The sequence below is a fragment of the Vibrio sp. Vb1166 genome, from assembly GCF_033338695.1.
Classification (GTDB): Bacteria; Pseudomonadota; Gammaproteobacteria; order Enterobacterales; family Vibrionaceae; genus Vibrio; species Vibrio alginolyticus.
This window is the reverse complement of sequence record NZ_JAWOTE010000005.1, coordinates 88233-115213: the sequence shown is the minus strand read 5'-3', so window position 1 is coordinate 115213 and position 26981 is coordinate 88233. Positions and strand designations below refer to the sequence as shown.

Below are 26981 nucleotides of genomic sequence, written 5' to 3'. Positions count from 1 at the left end.
TTACTCGAACAGGTCACCGTGGTTTTGGATCGCGCCTCTTACTTCACCTTGAGTTAACACGCGTTTGTCCAGTACCTCTTTCACCTGGTTGCCCAAGTCAACTAATGTATCTCGATTCGCTTGAGTTTGGCGTTTACCAGCACTTCTCAAGCAGTAATTTAGTTCGTGCTCTTCGCTAAAATTAACCAAATCCCTATCTGCTGCCATCGTGCTTTCTCCTTATTTGTTCTACTTTTTCCTAAGTCTGGATTGGATGTAGATAAATTCAAGTTAGATTGCGTGAATTATGCTGGTGGATCACTGATGAACATTATGTTTGCCAACCAAGTCACGATTATGAAGCCTGGCTTTGATGGTATTTGGTTTAGTGATGGTTGTGTCTTAATGCTGCTACCAAGGTAACTCAGTACCATCGTAGTTAATAAATCGACCTGAAAGCTGCGGTGTGCTCAGCTCTATCACGTTCGCTAGGCCTTGCGCGGAGGTTTGCGTATCTATCAAAGCATTTGGCCCGCCCATCGCCGTTTTTACCCAACCAGGGTGAAGCGCTAAAACGGTAAATCCTTCAGGTGTTAAATCATTACTTAAGCTTTTCACAACCGAGTTAAGCGCCGCTTTCGATGAGCGATAAATATAACCGCCACCGGACGTATTTTCGGTCATACTGCCGACTTTTGATGAGATACAAGCAATCTTTTTCATCTTGCCTTGTTGTAAGCGAGGGTAACAGTACTCAACCAGTTTTAACGGAGCAATGGTGTTTACTTCGAAGACTTTACGCCATGCTTCTACGTCAGTATTTCCAAAGCCATATCCCTTGGGGCCGTAATATCCTGCATTATTGATGAGTAAGTCGATGGCAGGGAGTTTATCGGCAAGCTTAGCGACTTGTTCGTAGTGCGTGACATCCAGTTCGTGCAAAACTAGATTGCTGAATTGTGAGGCTAGAGTTTGTAGTTCTGAACTGTTCTCTAAGGAGCGGCTAGTAGCATGTACTTGGTGGCCTTGCTTCAGGTACAGCTCAGTTAAGCTAAGGCCAATGCCGCGATTTGCTCCGGTAATAAAGACGGTTTGACTCATACAAACACCTATGTTTTTTTGATTTCAGTTGAAAGTCATTGTGTTAGCTAAGCACAATAAAATCAACCAACCACCACGCACCAACAACGAGAGATGAAAATAGGGACAGAGCACAAAGAGAGCCAAACAGTGCGCCGAGAATAGCAAAGAAAGTAGAATTCATATGTATATTAAATTTAATTGATATTGAAAATCATTATCAATTAAATTGCGTTTTATTCAACCCTTTAAGTTGATACTATTTCGTTACCATTGTTATTAAGAATTTCTCATGCTGCCATTTATCTACCACCCGATTTATTCTCAACTTGAGTTGCCAGAGGGGCATCGTTACCCAATTATGAAATACCAGTACCTCTATGAATCGGTATTGGTGCATATGGAGAAAGATAACTGGAAAGAGCACACGCAGTTTTTCCAGCCCGAAGCATTAACTGTTGGGGAAGTAAAACGTGTTCATGACGAGGAATACGTCGAGTTACTTGTTAGTGGAAACATGCCAGCTGCGAAGATGCGCCGAATAGGTTTTCCTTGGAGTGAGTCTCTCATTACCAGAACGCTAACTTCAGCAGCGGGCACGGCTCTGACCGCAAAAAAGGCACTTGAGTACGGTGTGGCCATTCATTTGAGTGGTGGGTATCACCACGCACACAAAGAGTTTGGCAGTGGTTTTTGTTTATTTAATGACTTAGTGATCGCGGCCAGGCAAGCGCTCGAAGTCGAGCATGTCGATAAAGTATTGATCATTGATAGTGATGTTCACCATGGGGATGGAACAGCAACTTTATGTGACGATGAGCCAGATATCATCACGCTTTCTTTCCACTGTGATAAAAACTTCCCAGCGAGGAAGCCTCAGTCTGACCTCGATGTGCCTATGGCGCGAGGAACAGGTGATGAGGATTTTTTAATGGCGTTTAAAGAAGTGGTCGATATGGCACTTAATCTTCATCGCCCTGATTTGGTTATCTACGATGCTGGTGTCGATATACATCAAGACGATGAGCTTGGATATTTTGATGTGTCGACGCAAGGGATTTTAGAACGTGATAGATTTTTAATGCAAACAGTGAAATCTCGAGGTATCCCTGTCGCAGCTGTCGTTGGAGGTGGATATCGAACGAATCATGCTGACCTCGTCCCAATTCATTTGCAGCTTATCAATGCCGCTAAAGAAGTCTTTATTGATGAGTAGATACAACTAGATGTAAATATCAAATTGATTCAACACTGGAACGAACGAAAAGGGCATTAATTTTTTGTGGGTTCTTTCGGAGGGTGGCGGAGTGCTTAGTTGCGTTCAAGAAGTGATAAGTGATTTGTACAAATCTTTTAAGTCTGGAGATGCAAAAAAGCCCGCTAATTTCTTAGCGGGCTTTTTCTAAAAGTGGCGGAGAGATAGGGATTTGAACCCTAGATACGCTATTAACGTATGCCGGTTTTCAAGACCGGTGCTTTCAACCACTCAGCCATCTCTCCGTTGTTGAGGCGCATAATATAAGGCTTTGAAAATGTTGTAAACCCCTAGTTGAACTGATTGGATGTTTACTGCGCAAATTTGTGGTTTGTGTTGTTTAAATAAACAAAAACTCCCCAAAAAGGGGAGTTTGAATAGTATATGGATTGCTAGGTATTAATCGTTTTTAGAATAAAAACGCTGTAACTCAGTTAAACCTTGCATCAAAACTGGCAACTTCGGTGCATCATCTCTAAGTCGTTTGTAGTTTTTGTCATACAGCTTGTAGTTGCCAAACTTATCGATCACTGTGGTTTGCGAGCTAGTAATTAAGGCAAGCTCGCGAGTATCGCCCGCCAAGATCCAGCGACGACGGCTTTCATCGAATAGGTTGCGACCACTACTGTAATCATATGGGTTGGAAGATACGCCGAGCATATCTTGCAACAGTGTAACCGAGAGGTCCAAGTGGCTTGTGCTGTGATTAAACTCGCCAGCCAGCATTCCAGGCCAATGGATCACCATCGGAACTTGTAATTGATAACGGCTGTAGTTGCTGTTTGCTCCCCAGCTGTTCGTATTGGTTTCGTTAAATTCACTACCGTGATTAGAAGTGATGATTACGATGGTGTTTGTCAGTTGTCCCGTCGTTTCTAGTTCATCAATAATACCGGCGATAGCTCTATCCGCCGACTTCACTGCATATTCATAAGCTTTTTTGAATCGCTCACTTGCGGGCATTTCTTCGTCATTATTTGAAGGAATCGATTCAAAATTATCAACGGTGGTGACTTCGATGTAACTAAACCATGGCTGACTTGCTTTCTCTGCTAACCATGTATTCCAGTTTGCGATAGATTGTTTATCGGTATGAGCTTGCGTGCCATCTAGGTCTTCCGCTAAGTTCAAGTCGCGGAAAATAATTTCTGAGTAGAGATCATCTTCAAACCCACTGCCACTGAATAAACCAAAGTTGTAGCCCTGATCTTTCAGTACATCGAGCAATACTGGGGAAGCACCTTGCGCCTTGATGCTTGATGCATAACTGGTCGGTAAGCCATAGAACAAACCAAAGGCCCCGTATGTATCATTACTTGAGCTGTAATGATTACGGAAGTTCTGATTGTTTTCAGCAAACTCATAGAGGTTAGGCATCTCTTCTTGGTTAAGCGCATCCGCTCGTAAATTGTTTATGCTGATCATCAACACATTGAGCTTATTAACTCGGCGGTTAAACTCAAGCTTTTCAAGAGGGTAGTTGACTAACTCTACGTTGCCTTCGTTTTCTGCTAAACGTTTTAGGTATTCCTCACGGTCAAGTAGACCATGTTTTTCCATAAAACTCTTCGCCGTCATCGGGTAAGACAAAGGGAAGTTTGAACGCTGGCTAGTAATTGGGTTGTAAAAATACGCATCTGCCCAAATGTAAACCAAATGGCTGGTCATAAAGCTGAGGAAAAAGACGGCCGCGAGAGGGCGTCCTACGTGCTTATGAGATAGTTTGCGCTGTTTTCGCCATACCCATTCGGATAGTGCGAGTTGAATAAGGAAGATCAGCGGCATCACAACAAATAAATGTTGTAGGTCAGTGCTGAGCGCACTTTTGTCTTCGCTGAATAGTAACTCCCAGACAACGGGAGTTAAGTGCAAATTGATCGACTGATACGCTTGGGTATCAATTAATAATATGGTTTGCCCAACGGTTGCGAAAATCACTGCCACCAAACGGAACAATTTCCGCGATGGCAGGATAAACGTCAACGGGAATAGAACAAGCAAGTAAAGTGCGAAAACTAGAAAGCCAAAGTGACCAACCCAAGAAACCGCCAGATAAAACTGACCAAGTAACGTCTCGGGCCAAGGAGACTGAACAATGTAGCGTGTGCCTATCAACATCGACGCAACGATATTGAAGAATGCAAACCAGTGACCCCAACCAACTAGTCGAGATACACGTTCGCCGTATGAGTTTCCGCTGTCTACCATGTATGTGTTCTATTGTCCGTGATTAGTGTGTTTTTGGTGTTTCTAAAGAAGACATCAGCGCCTGAGCAAATTTTTCAGCAATCGCTTTGCGTTGTGAAGCAGCAACACGTTGATTTAAGACATTGGTTGCGATATTTCCGGCAATCATTAGCGTCAACTCAGGAGAAGCAGCATGTTTTTCAAGAACTGTTGCTACTTCAGCAAGAATTTTTTCTACTTGCTCGTCAGTATATTTAGATGTAATCGGCATAAAGACTCTAATAATGATAGTAAAAGCGGCTTATGATAACCTACAATGCCCATCAACTAAAACCTTGTAGCAAGATAAAATCACTATGAGTCTTCATCTTTCAAACGTTATTCTGCATCAACTGTGCAAAAACGATCAGGACGAGCTGGTTGTAAACTTTCGTCCAGCATCATTAGAGAACGATGCATCTACAGAAAACTTAGTCGCTGAGCTTCACCGAGTATTCCATTCTAAAGCTGGTAAAGGTTTTGGCGCTTTCCAGTCAGACAGCGAATTTCAATTTTGGCTTCAAGAAATGCGCAAAGGAGAGCGAGATTTTTACGACTTCTCACAAATTAGTGCAAATCGCTTGAAAGAAGAGTTGATTAAGTACCCATTTGCGGATGAAGGTATCTTGGTTTTCGCAGAGTATCAGAGTTTAGCAACGGACTACTTGTTCATCGGTATCTTACCAATGAATCAGAGTTTAAAAGTGACCGAAGGTTTGGACATCAGTGCGACAGATTACTTAGATATCACCAAAATGGATATTGCCGCACGCATCGACCTGTCGAGCTACGAGACCGACAAGGAATCCAATCGTTATCTGCAATACATTAAAGGACGCGTTGGCCGTAAAGTGGCGGACTTCTTCCTAGATTTTCTGCAAGCGGATATTGGCTTAGATACTAAACAACAAAACTTAGTGTTGATGCAGGCGGTGGATGATTTTTGTGCTGACTCGAAGCTAGAAAAGCAAGAAGTGAACGAGTACAAGAAACAAGTTTACGACTACTGCAATGAGCAAATTAAATCCGGTGATGAAGTTCAAATCTCAGAGCTTTCCGGAGAGCTTCCTCAAAGCCAAGATGGCACGAGCTTTATGGATTTCACCAAAGAGCAAGGGTACGAACTTGAAGAGTCTTTCCCAGGTGATCGTGCGACGGTTCGCAAACTGACTAAATTTGTTGGAGCTGGTGGTGGTTTGAATATTAGCTTCGATAGTCTCTTACTTGGCGAGCGTATTTTTTATGATCCAGAGACGGATACCTTAACGATTAAAGGGACGCCTCCAAATCTAAAAGATCAGTTAAGTCGCAACTAAAATCATATCGTTAAATAAAGAGAGCAAACGGCTCTCTTTTTTTATGTGAATAAGAAACATCCATAGTATATGCTTGTAATTAATGGAGATATGCGAGGGGCAAGTGTTGCTGAAGCTAAAAGAAGGAATACGGCGGTTTGTTTGGTTCTGGTTCGTTTTGTGGTGTGTTTTAGCACTTGGCATTTGGCTGCAAGCCAAACAAACGATTCAAACGATTTCGACTGTAAATGAGTTAGGAAGTAAAGTTGAAGAAGTCAGGCACTTTTTTAACTTCGATCTGCCTTACCGTGTTAAACACGTCGACCAAATTTCACTGAAACTTCAGTTGGCTTATGCAGTTCGCTTACAGCTTGAAAGTGAGTTTTCTGAAGGGAAAATCACACCAGATATCACTCAATTGCTTTATACGACCGACCGATTTTTAGAAAGTGCTCGAGCTTTTGTGAGAAGTGACAGTGAATTGGTTTCGTTAGCAGAACAGTTACGAAGCAGCCGTGCTCGAACAGAAAACTCTGAGCAAATTCAGGCAATGTACTATCGCTTAGGTGCGCTTGTTTTTGAGTCTGTCTTTAGTGACTCTGCAACGAATAGCGATACTTACCGTGACTTAGACCGACTTTTTATTGAATCAGAGACGCTCTCTCCCGAAGAGCGAAGCGCTCTTCAGCGCCAGCTTGCTCAAACCTCAAGCGCACTATCTGCTCAGGCACAGGGCAGTTATTTATCCAATCACCTGCTTAATCCAGATTTCCCGAACCAGTTAACTTCGATAAATGATCAGTTGGAACAGAAGCTAATGACTTTTATTGTTTGGTTGTCTGTAATCAGTGGTTTGCTCCTTTTCCTCATTTCATGGGGAGCCTTCTCCCCAAAAACGATTCAACCGATACCACTACCCAGAACCGATGATAAAAAGTCAGAGCAAGTTGGCGATGATAAAAATGGAGCTAACGCTGTTCCCTCAGCTCAGTCAGAAAATTTTCAAAACGTCCAAATGAACGAAGAAAGTTGTAATGAGGTGAATTCATCACAAGTGGAAGTAGTGGAACGTGAGCCGTACATAGATATCAATAAAATGTTAGATTCTCTGTCTGGTGACGAGGGCGCTGTGCGGATGTTACTGGAGGTCTTTATTCAGGATCACTCTGGCGATGGCACTAAAATGTATCAGCTGTTAGAAGAGGATAAAGAGCAAGCGCAAAGAGCCGCACACAGTCTTAAAGGGGTCTCAGGGAGTTTAGGTGCAATGCCATTGCACTGTATTTCGGGTGATATTGAACTGTTGATTAAACAAGGGCAAAAAGTGCCGGAAGAGAAGTTGGCATGTTTAGATGATGTCCTAAAACAAACCATACTTTTTGCTAATAATGTTCTCAATAGTGAAAAGATAACAGAAGCGCTAACAGATTGATATTGCTCTGACTTAATGTCATAAGAGTTGAGGTAATAAAGGCTCGAACTATATGACTTAGTTCGCTTTATTCCTGTTCTATACAATTTGTTAAAGGTGTTTTCATGTCCGTTCGCCGAATGTCTTCAATGATGTTGATAGGGCTGGTTATGATGCTTTCAGGGTGCTCCCTGCTCGAAGTCAAGATCGAGAGTCAAACCGTCCCTCTTACCAAACAAGAGCTCAATATGCGTCTTTTGACTCGTGAGTATGCGCAGCAGTTTTTTGCTCAGGTTGAGCAAGCAGCAGATGCACTACACGAACAATATGATCCTCATGATAAAGTTCATCAATCTTATATTTTACTTTGGAAGATAAATGCTGAAGAGGGCATCCAAGCTTCTGCGTATCAAGTGTCCCCAATGGCTGCACTGATTGATACATGGACTTTCACGCTACAAATGGAACAGTTCTTTACTACCGCTTCTGGTAATGAGCTCTTTGCGTCCGGTGAGGCCAAGTTAGTTTCCGTTTATTTAGCGAAAGAGGTAGATAAACTGGCTCAATCTTTATTGAAGAAAGAAGCATACATCAAGACACAAACGTTTGTTGCAGAGTTCGCCAAGCAGCATCCATTCGCTGATTTAAGCATGATTAGGACTCCGGCTTACCGTGGGTGGTTAGATGCAAACCAAATTAGCGAAGAGGAAGCCGTTACAACGCTAGGCACGATGCCAGAAGCACTTGGGGATGTCTCTGATCGTCTAAGTCTGGTATCAGAACAGACACCAAAAATTATGACGTGGAAAGCGCAGTTGTTGGCCTTGAATAGCTCTGCCAGTATCGAAAAAGTCAATGCGGCGCTCAATAGTTTGCAAGTTACCGCTGATTCGATGAGGGATTTTATCGATAACAACCCAGAGTACATGCGTTATTTGGCAGAACAAATGGCGCTGGAGTTACAACCTTTGGTTGACGATATCGATCAAAGGACGGAGGCGCGTTTATCTCAGTTGGGTGAAGAACGCCAAGCTATAGAGCTGATGGTTGCCAGAGAACGTCAAGAAATCGCACAGATCATTACCCATGAGCGCGAGAAGTTTGCTCAAGATATGGATCGAGTGTCGCAAGAGGTTGTGAATCTCGCCATGACTAAGCTGATTGAACTTGTCAAAAGTACCATCATCTACTTTATTCTGTTCATTGCCGTTATATTCTTTGCACCGCTTGGCTTGGGCTATTGGTTTGGGAAGCGTGCAGCCGTAAAAACGCCAGTAAAACAAAGCTAACGATTTGTTTTGGAAATAAAAAAAGAGCGCTTTAAAGCGCTCTTTTTTAGTATTGAATTCGGAAGGGAGGTTCTTCCTATCTCTGCGAAGTTAAGCGGTTTGCTGCTTTAATTCGCCTTCAGCTTCTTCAACTGCTTCTGCTGTTGGTTCGCACTTATCAACAAACCAACCCATGTAAGAAGTGAAGATCGTTACGATGATACATACAAAACTCAGCCACATGAACGGGGCATAAGACAGTGTAGCAACACCCAAAATACTGGCCATGTAGATACCGTTGTCACTCCAAGGGACCATACCTGAGGTTAGCGTGCCGCCAAATTCTGCGTTACGAGACAAATTCTTACGTTTGTAGCCTAGACGGTCATAGTTCTTCGCACAGATTTTTGGGGTCAGAATAAGTGAAACGTACATCGCTGAACCAAATATGTTGCCCATAAAGGCCGTACCAATTGTGCTTGTTGCCAATGAACCTGCACTTTGAACGCGTTTTTCAAACAGCTTCGCGATAGTCTCTAGCACGCCTACTTTATCTAGTAGACCGCCAAAACCAAGGCCGAATACGATAACCGCTACCGACCCAAGCATTGAAGACATGCCGCCACGGTTAAGGATTGAGTCAATGAAATCTACGCCAGATGAGATTGCAAACGGAGCCCAAGCCGTGTTGAACGCGGTTAGGAAATCGACATCTTGGATCATCACTGCCCAAATAATACCTAGCAGAGAACCAAAACTGATCACTGGGAATGAAGGCATACGCATCGCTAGAAGTGACAATACGATGACCACAGGAACAAATGAGTAAGGGGTGATGTAGAACTGCTGTTCCATCGCCTTAATGACAGAGTCTACCTGGCTCATGTCAACTTGACCTGCGTAGTGGAAGCCAAATGCAGTAAACATAATGCCTGTAATAATGTAGCTAATGAGTGCTATCGGCAACATGCCTTTAATATGTTCCATCACTTCAACGTTAGACATAGATGAAGCAAGGATTACTGAATCCGATAGAGGCGACATTTTGTCACCAAAGTAACAGCCTGAAAGTACGGCACCTGCAGTGATTGGCGCAGGAACACCAAGACCTTGACCGATGCCCATCATTGCAATACCTGCCGTGCCAGCCGCACCCCAAGATGTGCCAGTCGCTAGCGCAGTCAATGAACAGATGATCATGGTCGCGAGCAAAAAGATGGAAGGGTGGATTGCTTTAAGGCCGTAGTAAATAATGGTTGGAACAATACCACCAGAGATCCAAGTACCTACAAGCGCGCCAACGGCCAAAAGGATTAAAACGGCTCCAAGTCCATTGGAAATGCCATTTAGTGCTGCTTTTTCCAGATCTTTATACTGATGGCCAAGCTTTATGCCCAATATCATGACAATGAACCAACCGATGTATAGCGCTAGCTGAATCGGTAGGTCTAGCTTGGCTGTGAACGAAAATGCCAGCAGGAGAAATAAACCGAGCGAGATAAATACCTGTATCAAGCTTGGTAGGCGTGGTGTGACTTGCTTCATATGTGCCTCTGTCAATCTTGGAGCAATAGAGGAAGGCGCTCCTTGTTGTAATCGCGCATAACATACATTAACAAAAATTATATTTCGAACATTTGGTGTTTTATCTTGATGTTCGTCGGTAAAAACGTTTGCTTGTGAAATTAACTGTTAGTTTGTTTTAACTTTTTTGGTTTTAAATGTTGTGTAATGTGAAATTATTGTGCTTCATGTGTTATTTTCTCATTGAGTGGTAAGACCAATTAGGGGGCTAAAGTGCTTTCCCTACTTGAAAAATGGTTAAAACCGCAAACCAAACACTAAAAAATCTCGTGTAACCCGGTTTTTCAGAGGAAAAGGTTAAAAAACGCGCTTATTTACAAAATAGGGGTTGAGATTTTGCTGTGAAAAATTAACTATGGGGTAGGTTTTTTAATACATGGAGAGTTAATACGATGAGAGTTGGTTTAGTTGGTTGGCGCGGTATGGTTGGTTCAGTCCTTATGCAGCGTATGGTTGAAGAGAAAGACTTCGACCTAATCGAACCAGTATTCTACAGTACTTCTCAAGTTGGTATTCCTGCTCCTAACTTAGGAAAAGACGCAGGCTTACTGCAAGACGCGTATGATATTGAAAGCTTAAAACAGCTTGATGCGGTAATCACCTGTCAAGGTGGTAGCTACACAGAAAAAGTTTTCCCTGCACTTCGTCAGGCTGGTTGGAAAGGCTACTGGATTGACGCGGCCTCCACGCTACGTATGGCTGAAGATTCGATCATCACACTTGATCCAGTGAACTTAAAGCAAATCCAACAAGGCATCCAAGGTGGCACGAACACATTTGTCGGTGGTAACTGTACGGTTAGTTTAATGCTAATGGGTCTAGGTGGTCTATTTGAGAAAGGCCTTGTTGAGTGGACAAGCGCAATGACTTACCAAGCCGCATCTGGTGCTGGTGCGCAAAATATGCGTGAATTGATCTCGCAAATGGGCGTTATCAATGACTCAGTTAGCTCTGAACTTGCAAACCCATCAAGCTCTATCCTAGATATTGATAAGAAAGTTGCGGATACAATGCGCAGCGGCTCTTTCCCTACCGATAAATTCGGTGTGCCACTAGCTGGTTCGTTGATCCCATGGATCGATGTGAAGCGCGATAATGGTCAGAGTAAAGAAGAGTGGAAAGCGGGCGCTGAGGCGAATAAAATTTTGGGTTCTCAAAGTTCACCTGTTCCAATTGACGGTACTTGTGTGCGTATTGGCGCGATGCGTTGTCACTCTCAAGCACTTACTATCAAGCTTAAACAAAATGTACCAATGGACGAAATCGAAGAAATCATCGCCACTCATAACGATTGGGTGAAAGTGATTCCTAACGACCGTGACATCACTGCTCAAGAGCTAACGCCGGCAAAAGTTACGGGCACAATGTCTGTACCAGTGGGTCGTCTACGTAAGATGGCAATGGGTGATGATTTCCTAAATGCTTTCACTGTTGGTGACCAACTGCTTTGGGGTGCTGCGGAGCCATTGCGTCGTACTCTGAGAATTATTCTGTCTGAGAAAGCATAATCACATCATCCTTTATTTGATGACAAAATAAAAGAGCTCCTTAGGGAGCTCTTTTTTCATGCGTCGTCTTCCGTTCGAACGACTCTTTTGTCTGGATCGGCTAGTTCACTACCACAATGTTTACAGTAAATTGCGTCAGAGTCGTGCCCTGCGTGGGAGCAGTTTGGGCATTTCACCAATACTTTGTGCGATTGCATCTCTTGGTGCAGTTCGGCAGTGAAAATACCTGTAGGTACCGCCAAAATGGAATAACCCAGTAACATGGTGAGTGATGCAAGCCCTTTACCTAGGTCTGTTTGAGGGACCAAGTCACCATACCCAACCGTTGTGATGGTCACGATCGCCCAATAAATACTCTTAGGAATGCTAGTAAATCCGTTTTCAGGTCCTTCAATGATAAAAATCAACGAGCCGAAAATCGTTACCATAATGGCGACGGAACTAAAGAAGATAAAAATCTTTCTGCGCGCCATAAGCAGTGAACGTAAGAGGATATTGGACTCTTGGAGGTATCGGACTAACTTGAGTATGCGGAATATTCGCATCACTCGCAGCGCCCTGATCACACCCATAAACGAAGCGGATGGGAAGAAGAGTGCTAAATAAGTGGGCAAAATCGCAAGTAAATCGACGACACCATAAAAACTCTTTGCGTAGGCGGCAGGTTTGGGGGAGCAATAAAGCCTTAGAAGGTATTCAATCGTGAATAGGCCAGTAAATGTGTATTCAATAAACTTCAGCTCTTTTTCCCACTCGGCCCGAACGGAGGGTATCGAATCTAACACCAGTACGATTAACGAACTGATGATCGCGATAATGAGAGCAATATCGAACGTTTTACCAGCTTTGGTATGAGTACCAAAAATGGTGACATATAGAGTATGTTTAAGAGAGTCAGTCGTCATGACAAAGCGATCCATTGTTGAATCGCTCTATCATACAATTTTATAGAAACTCAGGCTAATCCTGGAAATAAGTTGCGTAAGCCATTCGCAATGAACTCTATGCCAAGCGCGCCCAATATCAAACCCATGATACGAGTAATGACGTTGATTCCAGTTTGACCTAGAAATCGTACGATCAATGGGGCAGAACGGAATAATAGCCATGAACAAAGGCAGAACAAACCAATCGTAATACTAATGCCCACGGTATCGAACATGCTTGGGTAGCGTGCACCATAAACAATAGTCGAACTGATTGCACCAGGACCTGCCATTAAAGGCATTGCAAGAGGGACCACACCAATCTGTTCACGACTGACGTATTCCGTTTTCTCTTGTTTGTTCTGCTTATCTTCCCCCAGTTTACCGCTCATCATCGAGAATGCGATGCTAAGTAATAGCAACCCGCCAGCGACACGAAACGAATCCAGAGAAATACTGAACATGTCTAACAGTAACTGACCAGCAAAAAGCGAAATGATCAGGATGATCGCAACAGCCACATTTGCTGTTGTTGCCGTATTGCGCTTTTCGTCGGGTGTCATATGCCCGGTTAGTGACACAAACACAGGCATGATACCAACAGGGTTTACTGCGGCGACCAAACCGAGAAAAAACTGCAAGAAGATAGCAAGTTCAAAAGTTTGCATGTTGCTTACTCATCAAAGTTCACATTAGTGAAAAGGAGAAGGGGTAATTTGGGCGTAATGTAAGGCAAAAGTTAGGTTGTAAGAAATGAAAAAAACTAACGCATTCCCTGCCATTTAAGTGAGAAAAACTAATTCTTTAATAAACTGTATCTAATCTGGAAAGGAAATGTTACCTATAAAGTTGCTGATAAATTGCACTGTTTTACATAAACGTTAACATTCGCACATTTTTGATAAAAACCAAGGTGGTTTGTAGAGAGATGTATTCGGTTCGATATACTCTCAGTAGCACAAAGAATTGGGCCTACATGTAATTTTGTTGGTCAAAAATGAAACTTTTTTACAGGTTGTTGTAGTTTCTTTTATTTATTTGTCCATTTGCTTCTTTTTTACTCAATAAAAAATGAAAGTTAATTTATTTGTTTATCAGTGAATTATGTCATTTTGGTGTGATGAGGCACCACTTTGGTAGTATTTAGGTGGTGAGAACTGATCCAAGTCAATTTTTTTCACACTCTGAAATATTATACTCAGTCCTGAAAGCAATTTACTAAGACGTTTGTTTTCTAAGTGACTGATAAACAGTAAAAACGATAAGTAATAGCCTTAGTAAAAAGTTTTTAATATTTGTTAATTTTAGGAGATTCCCTATGCCTGTAACTAATATGGCTGAACTAGATGCAATGGTTGCTCGCGTTAAGAAAGCGCAAGAAGAGTTCGCTACTTACTCTCAAGAGCAAGTAGATAAAATCTTTCGTGCAGCATCGCTTGCAGCTAACCAGGCCCGTATCCCGCTAGCTCAACAAGCGGTAGAAGAATCTGGTATGGGTATTGTTGAAGATAAAGTAATCAAGAACCACTTCGCTTCTGAGTTTATCTACAACAAATACAAAGACGAACAAACGTGTGGCATCTTAGAAGAGGATGACAACCTAGGTACTATGACTATCGCTGAGCCTGTAGGCATCATCTGCGGTATCGTACCAACGACTAACCCAACTTCTACAGCGATCTTCAAATCTCTAATCTCTTTGAAGACTCGTAACGGTATCATCTTCTCACCACACCCACGTGCGAAAAACTCAACTAACGATGCAGCTAAACTCGTTCTAGATGCAGCAGTAGCAGCAGGCGCACCAAAAGACATCATCGGTTGGATCGACCAGCCTTCTGTTGAGCTTTCAAACGCTCTAATGAAACACGATGACATCGCGCTTATCCTTGCAACTGGTGGTCCTGGCATGGTTAAAGCCGCTTACTCTTCTGGTAAGCCAGCAATCGGTGTAGGTGCAGGTAACGTTCCGGTTGTTATCGATGAAACAGCAGACATCAAACGTGCTGTTGCTTCTATCCTTATGTCTAAGACTTTCGACAACGGTGTAGTATGTGCTTCTGAGCAAGCTGCAATCGTAGTTGATGAAGTATACGACGAAGTGAAAGAGCGTTTTGCTTCTCACAAAGCTTATGTCCTAAGCAAAGCAGAAGCTGATAAAGTTCGTAAAGTGCTTCTTATCGATGGCGCGCTAAACGCGAAAATCGTAGGTCAGCCAGCAGCAGCAATCGCTGAAATGGCAGGCGTTAAAGTTCCAGCAGACACTAAAGTTCTTGTTGGTGAAGGTCTGGGCAAAGTATCTCACGATGACGCATTCGCTCACGAGAAACTATCTCCAACTCTAGGTCTATTCCGTGCTGACAACTTCGAAGACGCGGTTGCTCAAGCGGTAACTATGGTTGAGATTGGTGGTATCGGCCACACATCTGGTCTTTACACTAACCAAGATACTAACGCTGATCGTATCCGTTACTTCGGTGACAAGATGAAGACAGCTCGTATCCTAATCAACATCCCGACTACTCACGGCGGTATCGGTGACTTGTACAACTTCAACGTTGCGCCATCTCTAACGCTAGGTTGTGGTTCTTGGGGTGGTAACTCTATCTCTGAGAACGTAGGTCCTAAACACCTAATCAACAAGAAAACTGTAGCGAAGCGAGCTGAAAACATGTTGTGGCATAAACTACCTAAGTCAATCTACTTCCGTCGTGGTAGCCTTCCAATCGCACTGGGCGATCTAGAAGGTAAGAAACGTGCATTCCTAGTAACTGACCGTTTCCTATTCAACAACGGTTACGCAGATGACGTAGTAAGCCTACTAAAAGCTCAAGGCATGGAAGTTCAAACATTCTTCGATGTTGAAGCTGACCCAACACTGTCTGTAGTAGAAAAAGGTGCGGCTCAAATGGCTAGCTACCAACCTGACGTTATCCTAGCGCTAGGCGGTGGTTCACCAATGGATGCAGCGAAAATCATGTGGGTAATGTACGAGCACCCAGAAACTCACTTTGAAGAACTAGCAATGCGCTTTATGGACATCCGTAAACGTATCTACAAGTTCCCTAAAATGGGTAAAAAAGCTGAGCTTGTATGTATCACTACAACTTCAGGTACTGGTTCAGAAGTTACTCCATTCGCGGTTGTTACTGACGACAAGACTGGTGCTAAATACCCACTAGCTGACTACGAAATCACGCCAAACATGGCAATCGTTGATGCGAACCTAGTAATGAACATGCCTAAGTCTCTAACAGCATTTGGTGGTTACGATGCAGTAACTCACGCTCTAGAAGCTTACGTTTCTGTTCTTGCTAACGAATACTCAGATGGCCAAGCTCTTCAAGCACTTAAGATGCTAAAAGAGTACCTACCATCAAGCTATGCGAACGGTGCAAATGACCCAATCGCTCGTGAGAAAGTACACAACGCAGCTACTATCGCTGGTGTTGCATTTGCGAACGCATTCCTAGGTGTTTGTCACTCAATGGCTCACAAACTGGGTGCTGAGTTCCACTTGCCACACGGCCTAGCTAACGCACTACTTATCTCTAACGTGGTACGTTACAACGCGAACGACAATCCAACTAAACAAACTGCGTTCTCTCAATACGACCGTCCACAAGCACGTCGTCGTTACGCTGAAGTTGCTGACCACCTAGGCCTAAGCCAAGAAGGTGACCGCACTGCTCAGAAGATTGAACGTCTACTAGCATGGTTGGATGAACTAAAAGTTAACCTAGACATCCCAATGTCTATCCAAGCGGCAGGTGTTGCTGAATCAGATTTCGTAGCGAAACTGGATGAGCTAGCGGTAGAAGCGTTCGATGACCAATGTACTGGTGCGAACCCACGTTACCCTCTAATCAGCGAACTTAAAGATGTGTTGATGGCTTCTTACTACGGTAAAGCATTTGTTGAAGGCGAAACTTTCGAAGGTACAACTGTTATCAAGAAGAAAGCAGACCAAGAAGCAGCAAAAGCAGCACCTAAAGCAAAGAAAGAAAAAGCTGACGCGTAATTAAAAAATCGAGTGAGCAAGGTTTTCGCTAGCACGGAACCTTAATCGGGAAAAGGTTAAAGCCCCAGTCAAATGACTGGGGCTTTTTTTTATTTTGGTGCAGGAGTTACATCTGGCTTGGGAAAACAGAGTTGCTGTGTATGCTTACACTTCGGTCGCAACTACTCGGCCACTGAAGTATTCATTCGCGACGATGTATGCTGTGTTGCGGACTAGTTCGTCTTGGATCTCAGCCCAGTGCCTCTCGTTGAGCTCTTCTTTTGTGTGATTTACCGAGGGAATAACGCCGCCCACTCGAATGTTGAATGGTGTGAGTTCTTTTGCCCAGCTGTGAGTAAAACCTGACACCAACGCCGCCATGCTTTCAACTCCCGTAAAGTCTTCATGGTTGTCATGAGAAATGACGTTAACAATGACGCCTTTCTTGTTTCTGGCTCGAAAGCGCTCTGCTCCTACTTGGCCGTAGGTATAAAGGAAGCGTGCCGCAGACGACAAGTGATCAATGTAAGTACTCATTGGTTCTGGCGCCATTAAACCAGGCATAGGAGAGCTGGTCCAGCAATTAACAATCACATCTGGTGTCGCACGTAGCTGTGATTCTATCTGGTCAAACAATAAGTTAATGGACGTTGTGTTATCACTACACACATTCATAGCATACACTTTGTCAGTGAAAGCGCTGATTTGCTCATAGCTCGCTCTCAAAGCGCTAGAATTTTGGTCACAAAGAATCAACGTTGCTCCAAGGTGAGCAAAGTGATTTGCACAGGTTCTTCCTATAACCGAACCTGCAGACGTGACGAGAATAATTGATTCTTTGATATCCATAGCACCTTCACTGTATCCATATGTGAAAAACAATACACCAGTGGTTTGTGCTAATAGCATGGTTGAAATTCGTTGGGCTCAGTGTGAAAGGCTTCAAACTAACGCTTTCGAGTGAGGACTATTGTGCGGTAATTTGTAAGATGTCACATTTCTGACGTGTAGGTATTGCAAGCTATTGGATAAAAAGCGGATCTCTATGCTTTAGCTTGAATTTGATGCTGACGTTGAGCCGTCACTAGCTGATTATATAGCCCAGCATCTGGGATCAGTTGTTTGTTGCGTTCGCCCAATCTGCGTCGCTCATGACCAGATAGGTTGTGATAAACCTCCTCTGGTAGGTTGAATGTGTCTTCAGGCAGGTAAGTCAGCGCATCTGGTTTTAGGTAATGGCTCAGCTTTGCGGAAGGCAATCCTGCATCGTGAAACTGTTTCGCTTGTTCAGCTGCGAGTTCATAGCTGCTGCTATCAGAACGAAGAGCTTGAGGTTGCGATAAACCCAATTGTTGGCGAAGAATACTGTCACTGGTGATGACTTCCTGGACCTCTTCAACTGGGACCACATCGCGAACATCATTAGAGAACATAGACAGAATCAGCGAGAAATCCGCACGACGACCTTCGTGTACGGCATGGTTAATACCATTACCGAACTGAAGTTCGTTGATAATTGCAGCTTTGTCTAACGTATGAATTTGCATGATGTTCCTCGCTCGATGCTCTTTTAACGGCGTGGATAAGAAGAACTTTAGTAAAAGAGGGAATTATTTAAAGGTGCTAGGGAAGGCGAAACAAAAAAGCCCGCTAAATAGCGAGCTTTTGAATAAGACTAAATTGAACTTAGGGGGAAGTATATTACTTCGCTAGGTTCTCAGCTACGAAGTCCCAGTTTACTAGAGCCCAGAAGCCGTTCATGTAATCAGGACGTACGTTGCGGTAATCGATGTAGTACGCGTGTTCCCATAGGTCAACAGTTAGAAGTGGTGTTGTACCTTCTTCTGTTAGAGGAGTAGCAGCGTTAGAAGTGTTAACGATCTCTAGAGAGCCATCAGCTTTCTTAACCAGCCAAGTCCATGAAGAACCGAAGTTGTTGATTGCTGAATCAGTAAACTTCGCTTTGAATTCTTCAAAAGAACCGAATGCTGCGTTGATTGCGTCTGCAACTGCGCCAGTTGGCTCGCCGCCCGCATTTGGAGCAAGACAGTGCCAGTAGAACGTGTGGTTCCAGATTTGCGCTGCGTTGTTGAATACGCCACCAGTAGAAGTCTTGATGATCTCTTCTAGAGTTTTGCCTTCGAACTCAGTACCAGGGATAAGACCGTTAAGCTTAACAACGTAAGTGTTGTGGTGCTTACCGTGGTGGTAGTCTAGAGTCTCTGCTGAGATGTGTGGTTCTAGTGCGTCTTTCGCGTAAGGAAGAGCTGGTAGTTCAAATGCCATTACTCGATTCTCCATTGATTTGAAAGGATGACCTTTCGATTGCTTCCAGTGTTTTTTTATAGCTATGTCGCCTTTAAGGCTGACTTGCTAAGTATTTTAGCAAGTTTTTACTTTATTAAAACCCCGATATGAAAATATTTTAAGAGGTTAGCAGTGGTGAAGTGCTGCATTGCTCGCCAATGAGCAACCTAAAATTAAGCCTTATTAATTATATGGTTTTTATTCTGTCGTTATTGAGTAGAATGTGGCAAATAAATAAAGTTCAAACCCATGAATGAGGAAGCGATGGAAACTATCGACAAAATCAAACAGCAGATCTCTGAAAACTCAATCCTGCTGTACATGAAAGGATCACCGAAACTACCTAGCTGTGGTTTCTCTTCTCAAGCGTCACAGGCACTAATGGCATGTGGTGAGAAGTTCGCTTACGTAGACATTCTGCAAAACCCAGATATCCGTGCTGAGTTACCAAAGTACGCGCAATGGCCAACTTTCCCTCAACTATGGGTTGAAGGCGAGCTTATCGGCGGTTGTGACATTATTCTAGAAATGTTCCAAAAAGGTGAACTGCAGCCTCTAATCAAAGAAGCAGCAGCGCGCGCTGAAGATCAAGCTGAGTAATTCGTAAATACTCACATTTAGCGATAGAATACGAAGGAGCCGTACTGGCTCCTTTTTCTTTTTAGGTTAGTGGAATGAACATAAAGCTTTATTATGTGTCGCCACCTTGCCTAACCTTCTTAATCGTTGCTATCCCTTGCTATCCCTTGCTATACATAGAGTATAAGTAATTCATCAATCTGACTGTGACCTATAAATAACGATAAAAGCTGACCTTTGTCGCCATTTTGTCGCCATTAGTGGCGGTTAGATATTGAGAGCTGTAAGCGGATTAAATCTCACCGCATCACTTAAATGGTTTGGTGAAAAGTGGGCGTAAATCATCGTGTGGTCGATATGCTGATGGCCTAGGATTTCCTTCAGTACAAGAATGTTACCGCCATTCGTCATGAAGTGACTCGCGAAGGTATGACGTAAAACGTGAGTTGCTTGTCCTGCAGGTAAATGGGGAAGGGCTTTAGTTAACCACTTGTATGCTACGCCGTAACCGCAAGTAAAAAGGCGGTCATTGGTTGGTTTATAAATTTGGTTATACAACTCTTCAGAAATTGGTACCGTTCTGTTCCGTTTGCCTTTGGTGTTATTGTAGGTAATGCGGTATTTCGTCAGGTTAGATCCCTTCAAATAAATTGCTTCCCTGATACGCGCACCAGTCGCCAAGCAAACTTTATATATCTTCGTCAGCTCATCACCAATCGGGCTTTGTTGAGCTACTTCAAATAGCTGATGCATCTCTTGTTCGGTCAGAAACGCCAGTTCAGATTCCGGCTTTTTGATCGCCTCAATCCCATCAACCGGATTAGGTTGCTTCCACTCTCCAAGCTTTATTAACTTGTTGAACATCGCTTTTAGCAACCCAAAGTCTACATTGTTGGATGCAATAGAGAGATCTTTGTGTTCTTGGCCACGCCCCTTGTTCATGCGGGTTGCTCGGTAAGTCGCGAGATGTTTCGAATTTAGTTGAGCAGCGAGCGGGTCGCTTAAGTCTTCAACCATATTCTCTAAGCGTAGACGAGTATGCTCGCCAGATTTTAGGTTCTTTCCGTGGAGCATGTACCAAAGTTCCACCAAGGTAGATAATCGACGGTGATCGGGTTTACTCCCTAACCATGGTTTGTCATCTACCTCTTTCATTAGATGCAACTCAAAAGCGGTAGCTTCGCCTTTGGTTGTGAAGCGCTTACGGACACGTTTACCAGCTCGACCTTGTGGATAGCACTCACAAAGCCAAGGTTTTTTACTGCCGTCTTTAAGGTTTCGTATAGTCATTAGAATGCAAATGTATCTGTTTTTATATACAGTATTTTTATGTTGCAGATTTTGCAATGTTTAAGTTGATAGTGAACGAACAAGCACGAAGAAGATCCATTTAAAGTTGGTAACAGAAAAGTTTACAAGCAAAATAGTCTGGGCTAATCTAACGTCTTGATGTTGGGTTGCATATTGGGGAGGAAATTTATGGCCGACTTTATATACACCCTTAATCCTACGATGGTACTAATCTAGTGCCAATAAACTGATAAGGATGATCCATTTAGTTATTAATTGGTTATCTGGATTTAGTGATAGCTTGGAAGGCAACGTTTATGACGCATTATGATGGATTGAATGGCGGGACCAAGCATGCTGTGAAGCTTAACTGAAGATACTTTGATGGTTGTGCTTCTTACCGAAATCACAGCGTGGTGGACAAGATTTGGTGACGCTTATCGTAAGAAGTTCGTAGGTTGAAGTATCACTCCGTTTGGATAAATAAGCCCCTTTGTAAGGGGCTTTTTAATACACGAAAACGCTACTTATTGCTGTCAATGACATGAGCCCAAATTCGCTCACATAATTTGGTTAGCTTTGGGGTTAACTTCCAGTCTGTATCGTCAGAGTTCATAATCTCGATGGCGGTATGACAGAACTTTACTTTGTCTTTTATAGTTCCGGATTTTTCTGAATATAATTTTCGCTCAGGATCCTGAAGCGACTTCTTTTGTACAAACCGTTCAAGAATGGTTCCAATGCCTTCGTCTTTTTTTTCAAAGCGGTTCTTGGGTATATTCTGAAAAGAGTTTGTACTTTCGCCAATTCCATTAAAAGTGTTCCAACGAGCTTCGGCTGTTTTTATGATTATCTCTTGAGGTATATAGTTTTCGATTTCTTTCCAGTCTAGAAGGATAAATGAGTCACCCAGATCCTGTTTTAACATTTCTACACGGTCACCTTTACCATCTATGTCAGCATCGGCGATGAGCAATATTTTGTGGTTAAGCTTTCTTGCTGGTGTGCTGTTGATGTGTTCACCTGAATTTGATTCACCAAAGTACCAGTGTGTAATGTTACTGCCCTGATACTCTGTAAACACAAAATGCAAGTTTTCGTGATAACTAGAAAGTTGATTAGCTTTTTGTTCGTAGCCTTTTTCCCGCAGTTCTTCTATATACTTGTTGAGATAGGTACGGAGATACAACTTGTCGGTTATTCCTTCCACCCAGATAGAGCAGTTTGCCAGGAGAACAGATGATGCGCGAACACCCAGCTCAGTAAGGAGTTCTTCAAACTCTGCAGCGGGAGTAACCTCCGTTTCACCATCTTCATTCTGGCGTACTTTTTGAATTGAGACGTCGTCACGCTCTTGTGCGATATCTAAAAAATGATTTGAATGTGTCGTAATGTAGAACATATGTTCTTTATGATTCGCATAGGTCTCGACAAGAGTTCTCTGCAATCCCGCATGCAAGTAAAGCTCGGGCTCTTCGATAAAAAACATCGTAGGTTTAGTCGCCATAAAGATGGGGTAAGTTAGCATTATGATAGACTGAATACCATCACCCAAATCATAGATAGGGCGCTCCTCTTTGTCGCCTTCTTTAAAGTAAACAACATCGGTATCTATCCTTGGGACTAATGCTATATCTTGGCCAAAGAAGAAATTTTTAGAAAGGTATTTCTCATATTTACGGACCTTCTCTCTCTCCTCGTGTGAGCCTAGTAGGTGAGCTTTGACATCATCATATAGAGTATGGCCTGTAAAAATCATTTCTTTTAAAGGCAAGTTAGAAAAGTAATCAGTAGTTGTTCTCTGATGAAATGCGTCAGTATCATGAATATTGCGAAGGCTTCTTAGAGTTGGAATATAAACCGAGTGCCAATTTCTTATTTGATTAATTTTATCTAAAACCACATGCCCCGATTTATTTGACCTTTTGACTGGTTCTATTAAATGATTTTCTATTGAGTTAACTCTATTATGATTAGAGCCATATACGTTCTCAAGAATCGCTTGATTAAGTTGATATATACCGATAGGACGATTGCTTTCAATTATGGATTCGATAGCAGAAATAAAATCAATGAGATGTCTTCTAGTATGATGGATGATGCTTGTCTTTTGATCAGGTGTAAAGGCACTTTTCCAATGGTCTAGGCATTGCTGAACTGAAAATAAGTCAGTATCAAAAATTATTTTATCTTTTTTCAACAAAAAGAACTGTCGTACTTTTCGGCTTTTTCCCGAGTTATTGGGACCAATAAAAAAATTAATTTGCTTTACAGATGTAAGATCCCAAGTCATGGGATCTCGATTGCTCTCAGTAAACGCAATTTTATTAATATGATTTGTTAGTTTCATCTTACCTACGCCACAGCTTCCGCTTGTTGTTCTTTCTCTATAGCTAGGCTCTCACGGTACTCTGCTGCTTCGGCTTTAAGCGTCCAATGGACATCGGTAACCCCCTGGTGTTCAACAGCTTGTTTAATTTCCGCTACTGAAGTTCTAAAGAACTCTTTTCGTGGGTTAACTTTGTTAACAGAATCCAAATCAAATCTTCTGTGAAGTTCTTTTTCTAGGGCTGGGGCGTCTTCACTGTAAATCATTGCGTGAACATCAAATGAGAACGGAACGGAAGCGTCTCCTAATTCTTTGACTCGATCCATTGGTTCTAGTCTGCGGGTCATGCCAATTTTAAAGACTTCTTCACCAAAGCTGCCGATGTTACTAATAACGTAAACGTGACCTCTTCGTGTTTGCTGAGCCATAGAAAGAGCTCGTTGGCCTTTTTCTTCCGCTTCTTGAAGTTTAACTTCTAGTTCTGCGAGCTGTGCTTCATATTGAGCTCTCTGTTCATCATTGGCTACCGCAAGTTCAGATCGAGCTTTCTCAAGCGCTTTTTGAAGCATACGTTCTTCTTTCTCTGCTTCTTTACGAGCTTTTTCCATTTCTCTAATAGCTCGTTCTTCTTCTCGAATTTGCGCTTTGATTTCGGCTTGTTCTTCTCTTTCGATTTTTTTGAGCTCAAAAGTGGCTACTGCCCATTTAAGCTCATTGAGTCTTGCATCTAGGTACTCTTGATTGATGCGTGCATTTCTGAAAGGGGTGCCGTTGTGATTAACGAGAGCAAAAGCGTCGATGATTTCTTGTTTAATTTTCCCGTAATTATCATGTTTAACTTTCGCTAGTGCGCTGTCTACTTTCCCGTTAAATGCATCGACAGCAAAATGAATGGCATAGGTTTTGCGGTGAACTTCTGCATAATCACAGGCGCCAGCATAACCATCCTTAACCATATCTCTAACTCTCTTCCTTGCCGCTTTGAGTTCTTCACCTGCTTCTTTATGACCAAACTCATCAGCTAAATCGTCTAACACAGAGTGGTTCGGGATAATGTAGTCATCCTTGTAGCCTTCAATGGTGTTTCGCATTGCACGAATAGCTTTATCATACGAGTCTGCTTTTGCTTTAGCTTCGTATGCATCGCCTGCAATTTTCTTCGCTTGAGCCTCAGCAAAGCTGATAACTTTCTCAGCTTCGGCTCTAGCCTCACTCTTAATTACTTCGGCTTTTTCTTTCGAATCTTTCAATCGTTGAGTCGCTTCTGACCTGATAGACTTCGCTTCCTGGCGAATTTCGTCCGCGTTTGCTTCGGCTTCAGCTAGCAACTTTAAAGATTGATCTCGTTTAGATGCTGCATCTTCTTCTGCTTCATCGAGTAATTTGGCTGCATGACCTTCTATATCTATGATTGGCCCATACTTAGTTTTCAAGTCTCTTCGCTCTTCTTCAAGGCGAGCAACTTTTCCATTTGCGTATTCGAGTTGCCTATTTGTATCGGCAAGCTTCTCTTCGAATGTTTTCTTGTTCTTTTTAGCTCTTCTGATACTGATAGTGAGTAGCAATATCGGTAAAAAGAAAATAATGAGGGCGATTACAGTACCTGTATCCATAACGTTTGCTCCTAGACAACCAATTAATAATTATTTGTTCTTAAGTTAGGTCACTCGCTTAGTTATTTGTTAGGTGAAAGTGACCGTATATTTTATTTTCTACCAAGCCTTTCACGCATAGTTTTCTTCTGTCCGTTTATGGACTTTGCGATCCCTACCATCTCACGCATGTCCCTTATAAAGTCAGGAACATTTTGAGTGTCTGCTTTGCCGTCATGGAACTGAAAGAAAGAAGCCACAAGTTCTTTTTTGATAGCTGCACGTTCTTCTTTTTCTAACTCTTCTAGATATGGAGAGATTGTTGCTAACTGAATACCACGCTGACGATATAGGTTTTCTTTGTGTCTATGAACTGCCGCTTCTTTTAATAAATAGATAGCTGGTGCAGTTAGCAAGATAATCATCGATAAACGCATGAACATGAGAGTTGTAGGGTTCTGTCCCGACCCAATCGCACCATCCACGTGGATCACCAAGTCAGGTTTTGGCAAAAATGGAAGACGAATATTTGTTATCTCGCTGAAAAATACAGAACCAGAATATATAGCAGCGATCATGAATAAAAAGCCAAATACCTGAAGAGCCCAATAAACATTGCGTTCAGTGTTTGCCTGTTTTATATGTTGATCCGCCATAACTCCTGATGTAACGATAGAAATCAGACTCTCTACAGCTTCAATTTTTTGCTTGAAAGCAATCTCCATTTGAGATTTTTGCTCGTCATAGCTAGAAATTTTTTCATCAACCCTTTTGTTTATTGAACCGATAATTTCACTTATATGCTCGTCAAAAGACTGTTGTGCACTTGTCTGTGACTTTTGAATTTCTAGTATTGCCTCTGATGAAGTTTTTCTGATTGCATTGTTGAGTTGATTCTGGTTATCGACGATAAATTGATGAAGGACTTCTTTGCGCTCTTCTGTTATATCTTCAAGGTCTCTGTGTGTCTGAGTGACATACTTCTTAGCTAATTGAGTAATATCAGTAGATGCGGACTTCGAGCGCTCTTCCAACTCTTTAAGCACTTCTTGATGTCTGATATTTAACTCATTTTGTCTAGCATATAATTGGAGTGTCATCTTCTTTAATTCAAATTCTGATGATTCCAACGAAATATTATTGAATTCTGCTATTTCTTGCCAAATTTCGTATATGCCATTCGAAATTGCATAAGTCAGTGAACCAGCATTCCCAATTTCTGCTTCATGTTTTAATTGTATCAATAAGATATGTACGTTTTCGAACTCATATCTCGAAATTATTTTGTACGGTAAAATATTAGCCCCGCTTATATTTTTTTCATCTTCGAGATATTCTTGGCCTTCGTTTTGAGACACGATTTTTGAGAGTGCCTCTTTTAAATATGATATAAACTGGTTAACTGAAGTACCTTTGCGGCCAGAGTAGCGATCCAATGTTTCTACTGCTGATTCAATGCGTTTGATTATAGGCTGGGTGACCTTAAGATTTAGTTTTTCACTCGTTTTCATCACATAGCCTCCGATACTTCACCAGTTTCTGATAGACTTTCAAGCTTTTGATGGCTTAAAACTGCATTACAGTCGTAAAAAACCAAGTCATTTGTAATGTTCATTTTTCTAGACAACCAATTTAAATAATTATTCTGTTCTTAACGTTACCGCCACACGGCCAATTACTTTTATATCTTTTTCTGAAACTTCAACGGTGCTGTCACCAAACACAACAGCCAGCTTTTTGCCCGGTAAGCGTTGGATATGGTTGATCGACAAAGTACCGTCAATATCTATTAAATATTTGCCCGAAGCTGGGTTCGTAGAGCTTTTGTCAACGAGATATAAAGCTTCATTAGTTTCAACTTCAATCGTCGCGTCAGTATTTAGGTTGAAGCTGTTAATTCTACGGATAGCGTAGGGCAGTTCACCAGTATCTAAAAGCTCCCCATTGGTTAAGCAATAGCTTTTGATCTGTACTGAGTTGTGTTGAGGTGAAGCTGTGGCGCTTGCTTCTTCGGCAGTATTTTTTATCGCTGAGTGAGCCTTAAACCGGTCTTCTGGCTTTAACGCCAAATCCACCATTGGGATTCCCAAAGCTAAATGAGCTCTAACCATGAGTTCATGGGAAGTTCGATTATGAGTATTCCAAGTGCTGAAAGTACTTTTGGGTACGCCATATACGAACGCCATTTCTTGAAAGTTCTTACATCCTGTCAGATTCTTCAAATTTTCTGTGAAATCAGTGCCTTTCAAATAATCGAAAGGTTCTATTTTACGAATGTTCATGACTTAAAGTTCTCGTTTTCGAATTAATTTGTCATTTTTTGTTGAAAGTTCGAGAATGACGATCAATAAT

The 26981-nt window shown here is 42.3% G+C and carries 22 protein-coding genes and 1 tRNA gene; 7 read left to right on the top strand and 16 right to left on the bottom strand.

Translation table 11 applies throughout. The features are described 5' to 3' along the window. Together R7E51_RS07895 and R7E51_RS07890 are read right to left on the bottom strand one after the other, a co-directional pair. Window positions 1-207 (bottom strand): hypothetical protein, encoded by a 207-nt coding sequence (locus tag R7E51_RS07895; RefSeq protein WP_005380717.1) that lies wholly within the window; start codon window positions 205-207, stop codon window positions 1-3. A 183-nt stretch (window positions 208-390) separates the two neighbouring features. After that, window positions 391-1080, bottom strand: coding sequence for an SDR family oxidoreductase (locus tag R7E51_RS07890; RefSeq protein ID WP_005384911.1), 690 nt, complete (start codon window positions 1078-1080; stop codon window positions 391-393). 271 nt (window positions 1081-1351) lie between these two features. On the opposite strand from R7E51_RS07890, the gene R7E51_RS07885 reads away from it, so the two are divergent. Next, a complete protein-coding gene (locus tag R7E51_RS07885; protein WP_206958126.1) occupies window positions 1352-2275 on the top strand; it encodes a histone deacetylase family protein in 924 nt (307 codons plus the stop codon). Window positions 2276-2468: 193 nt separating this feature from the next. On the opposite strand, the gene R7E51_RS07880 is transcribed toward R7E51_RS07885, so the two are convergent. The 3 genes from R7E51_RS07880 to R7E51_RS07870 form a co-directional block, all read right to left on the bottom strand. After that, window positions 2469-2559 (bottom strand) — tRNA-Ser (locus R7E51_RS07880). 154 nt (window positions 2560-2713) lie between these two features. Further along, entirely contained in the window at window positions 2714-4522 is a 1809-nt protein-coding gene (locus R7E51_RS07875; protein WP_206958123.1) for a DUF3413 domain-containing protein, read from the bottom strand. Window positions 4523-4544: 22 nt separating this feature from the next. Further along, the gene (locus tag R7E51_RS07870; RefSeq protein ID WP_005380722.1) at window positions 4545-4772 is read right to left on the bottom strand and encodes a YejL family protein; all 228 of its coding nucleotides are present in this window, start codon (window positions 4770-4772) and stop codon (window positions 4545-4547) included. Window positions 4773-4857: 85 nt separating this feature from the next. Between R7E51_RS07870 and yejK the strand changes: the two genes are divergently transcribed. The 3 genes from yejK (at window position 4858) to R7E51_RS07855 (ending at window position 8535) form a co-directional block, all read left to right on the top strand. Next, window positions 4858-5856 carry a nucleoid-associated protein YejK gene (gene yejK, locus R7E51_RS07865; RefSeq protein WP_005380723.1) on the top strand — a complete coding sequence of 333 codons (999 nt, stop codon included), beginning with the start codon at window positions 4858-4860 and terminating at the stop codon, window positions 5854-5856. 82 nt (window positions 5857-5938) lie between these two features. Beyond that, window positions 5939-7267 carry an Hpt domain-containing protein gene (locus R7E51_RS07860; RefSeq protein ID WP_081008332.1) on the top strand — a complete coding sequence of 443 codons (1329 nt, stop codon included), beginning with the start codon at window positions 5939-5941 and terminating at the stop codon, window positions 7265-7267. Between the two features lie 104 nt (window positions 7268-7371). Further along, window positions 7372-8535: a chemotaxis protein gene (locus tag R7E51_RS07855; protein ID WP_104975507.1), complete on the top strand. Its 1164-nt coding sequence runs from the start codon at window positions 7372-7374 to the stop codon at window positions 8533-8535. Window positions 8536-8625: 90 nt separating this feature from the next. Here the strand turns inward: R7E51_RS07855 and nhaC are convergent, their stop codons facing one another. Next, window positions 8626-10059 (bottom strand): Na+/H+ antiporter NhaC, encoded by a 1434-nt coding sequence (nhaC, locus tag R7E51_RS07850; protein WP_206958121.1) that lies wholly within the window; start codon window positions 10057-10059, stop codon window positions 8626-8628. A gap of 431 nt (window positions 10060-10490) precedes the next feature. Between nhaC and asd the strand changes: the two genes are divergently transcribed. After that, window positions 10491-11606, top strand: coding sequence for an aspartate-semialdehyde dehydrogenase (gene asd, locus R7E51_RS07845; RefSeq protein WP_206958119.1), 1116 nt, complete (start codon window positions 10491-10493; stop codon window positions 11604-11606). Window positions 11607-11662: 56 nt separating this feature from the next. On the opposite strand, the gene R7E51_RS07840 is transcribed toward asd, so the two are convergent. Then, the gene (locus R7E51_RS07840) at window positions 11663-12526 is read right to left on the bottom strand and encodes an ion transporter (protein ID WP_005380728.1); all 864 of its coding nucleotides are present in this window, start codon (window positions 12524-12526) and stop codon (window positions 11663-11665) included. Between the two features lie 35 nt (window positions 12527-12561). Then, the gene (locus R7E51_RS07835) at window positions 12562-13200 is read right to left on the bottom strand and encodes a YchE family NAAT transporter (RefSeq protein ID WP_005380729.1); all 639 of its coding nucleotides are present in this window, start codon (window positions 13198-13200) and stop codon (window positions 12562-12564) included. A 650-nt stretch (window positions 13201-13850) separates the two neighbouring features. Between R7E51_RS07835 and adhE the strand changes: the two genes are divergently transcribed. Then, window positions 13851-16553, top strand: coding sequence for a bifunctional acetaldehyde-CoA/alcohol dehydrogenase (gene adhE, locus R7E51_RS07830; protein WP_005380731.1), 2703 nt, complete (start codon window positions 13851-13853; stop codon window positions 16551-16553). 144 nt (window positions 16554-16697) lie between these two features. Here adhE and R7E51_RS07825 read toward each other — a convergent pair whose 3' ends face one another. The 3 genes from R7E51_RS07825 to sodB form a co-directional block, all read right to left on the bottom strand. Further along, on the bottom strand, window positions 16698-17441 hold the full coding sequence (locus R7E51_RS07825) for an SDR family oxidoreductase (protein WP_005380732.1): 744 nt from the start codon (window positions 17439-17441) through the stop codon (window positions 16698-16700). A gap of 134 nt (window positions 17442-17575) precedes the next feature. Further along, the gene (locus R7E51_RS07820) at window positions 17576-18079 is read right to left on the bottom strand and encodes a VC2046/SO_2500 family protein (RefSeq protein ID WP_033907342.1); all 504 of its coding nucleotides are present in this window, start codon (window positions 18077-18079) and stop codon (window positions 17576-17578) included. 154 nt (window positions 18080-18233) lie between these two features. Next, complete coding sequence (sodB, locus tag R7E51_RS07815) at window positions 18234-18818, bottom strand: superoxide dismutase [Fe] (protein ID WP_005396533.1); 585 nt, start codon at window positions 18816-18818, stop codon at window positions 18234-18236. Window positions 18819-19103: 285 nt separating this feature from the next. Between sodB and R7E51_RS07810 the strand changes: the two genes are divergently transcribed. After that, the gene (locus R7E51_RS07810) at window positions 19104-19439 is read left to right on the top strand and encodes a Grx4 family monothiol glutaredoxin (RefSeq protein ID WP_017635833.1); all 336 of its coding nucleotides are present in this window, start codon (window positions 19104-19106) and stop codon (window positions 19437-19439) included. Window positions 19440-19685: 246 nt separating this feature from the next. Here R7E51_RS07810 and R7E51_RS07805 read toward each other — a convergent pair whose 3' ends face one another. From R7E51_RS07805 to R7E51_RS07785, 5 genes are all read right to left on the bottom strand, one after another. Next, window positions 19686-20708, bottom strand: a complete 1023-nt coding sequence (locus tag R7E51_RS07805; RefSeq protein ID WP_206958117.1) for a phage integrase — start codon at window positions 20706-20708, stop codon at window positions 19686-19688. A 523-nt stretch (window positions 20709-21231) separates the two neighbouring features. Further along, window positions 21232-23058 (bottom strand): AAA family ATPase, encoded by a 1827-nt coding sequence (locus R7E51_RS07800; protein ID WP_206958115.1) that lies wholly within the window; start codon window positions 23056-23058, stop codon window positions 21232-21234. 5 nt (window positions 23059-23063) lie between these two features. After that, complete coding sequence (locus tag R7E51_RS07795; RefSeq protein ID WP_206958112.1) at window positions 23064-24650, bottom strand: DUF4041 domain-containing protein; 1587 nt, start codon at window positions 24648-24650, stop codon at window positions 23064-23066. Window positions 24651-24742: 92 nt separating this feature from the next. Next, the gene (locus R7E51_RS07790) at window positions 24743-26140 is read right to left on the bottom strand and encodes a hypothetical protein (protein WP_206958110.1); all 1398 of its coding nucleotides are present in this window, start codon (window positions 26138-26140) and stop codon (window positions 24743-24745) included. A gap of 129 nt (window positions 26141-26269) precedes the next feature. Further along, window positions 26270-26911 (bottom strand): phage repressor protein CI, encoded by a 642-nt coding sequence (locus R7E51_RS07785; protein WP_206958108.1) that lies wholly within the window; start codon window positions 26909-26911, stop codon window positions 26270-26272. Window positions 26912-26981: the final 70 nt, after the last annotated feature.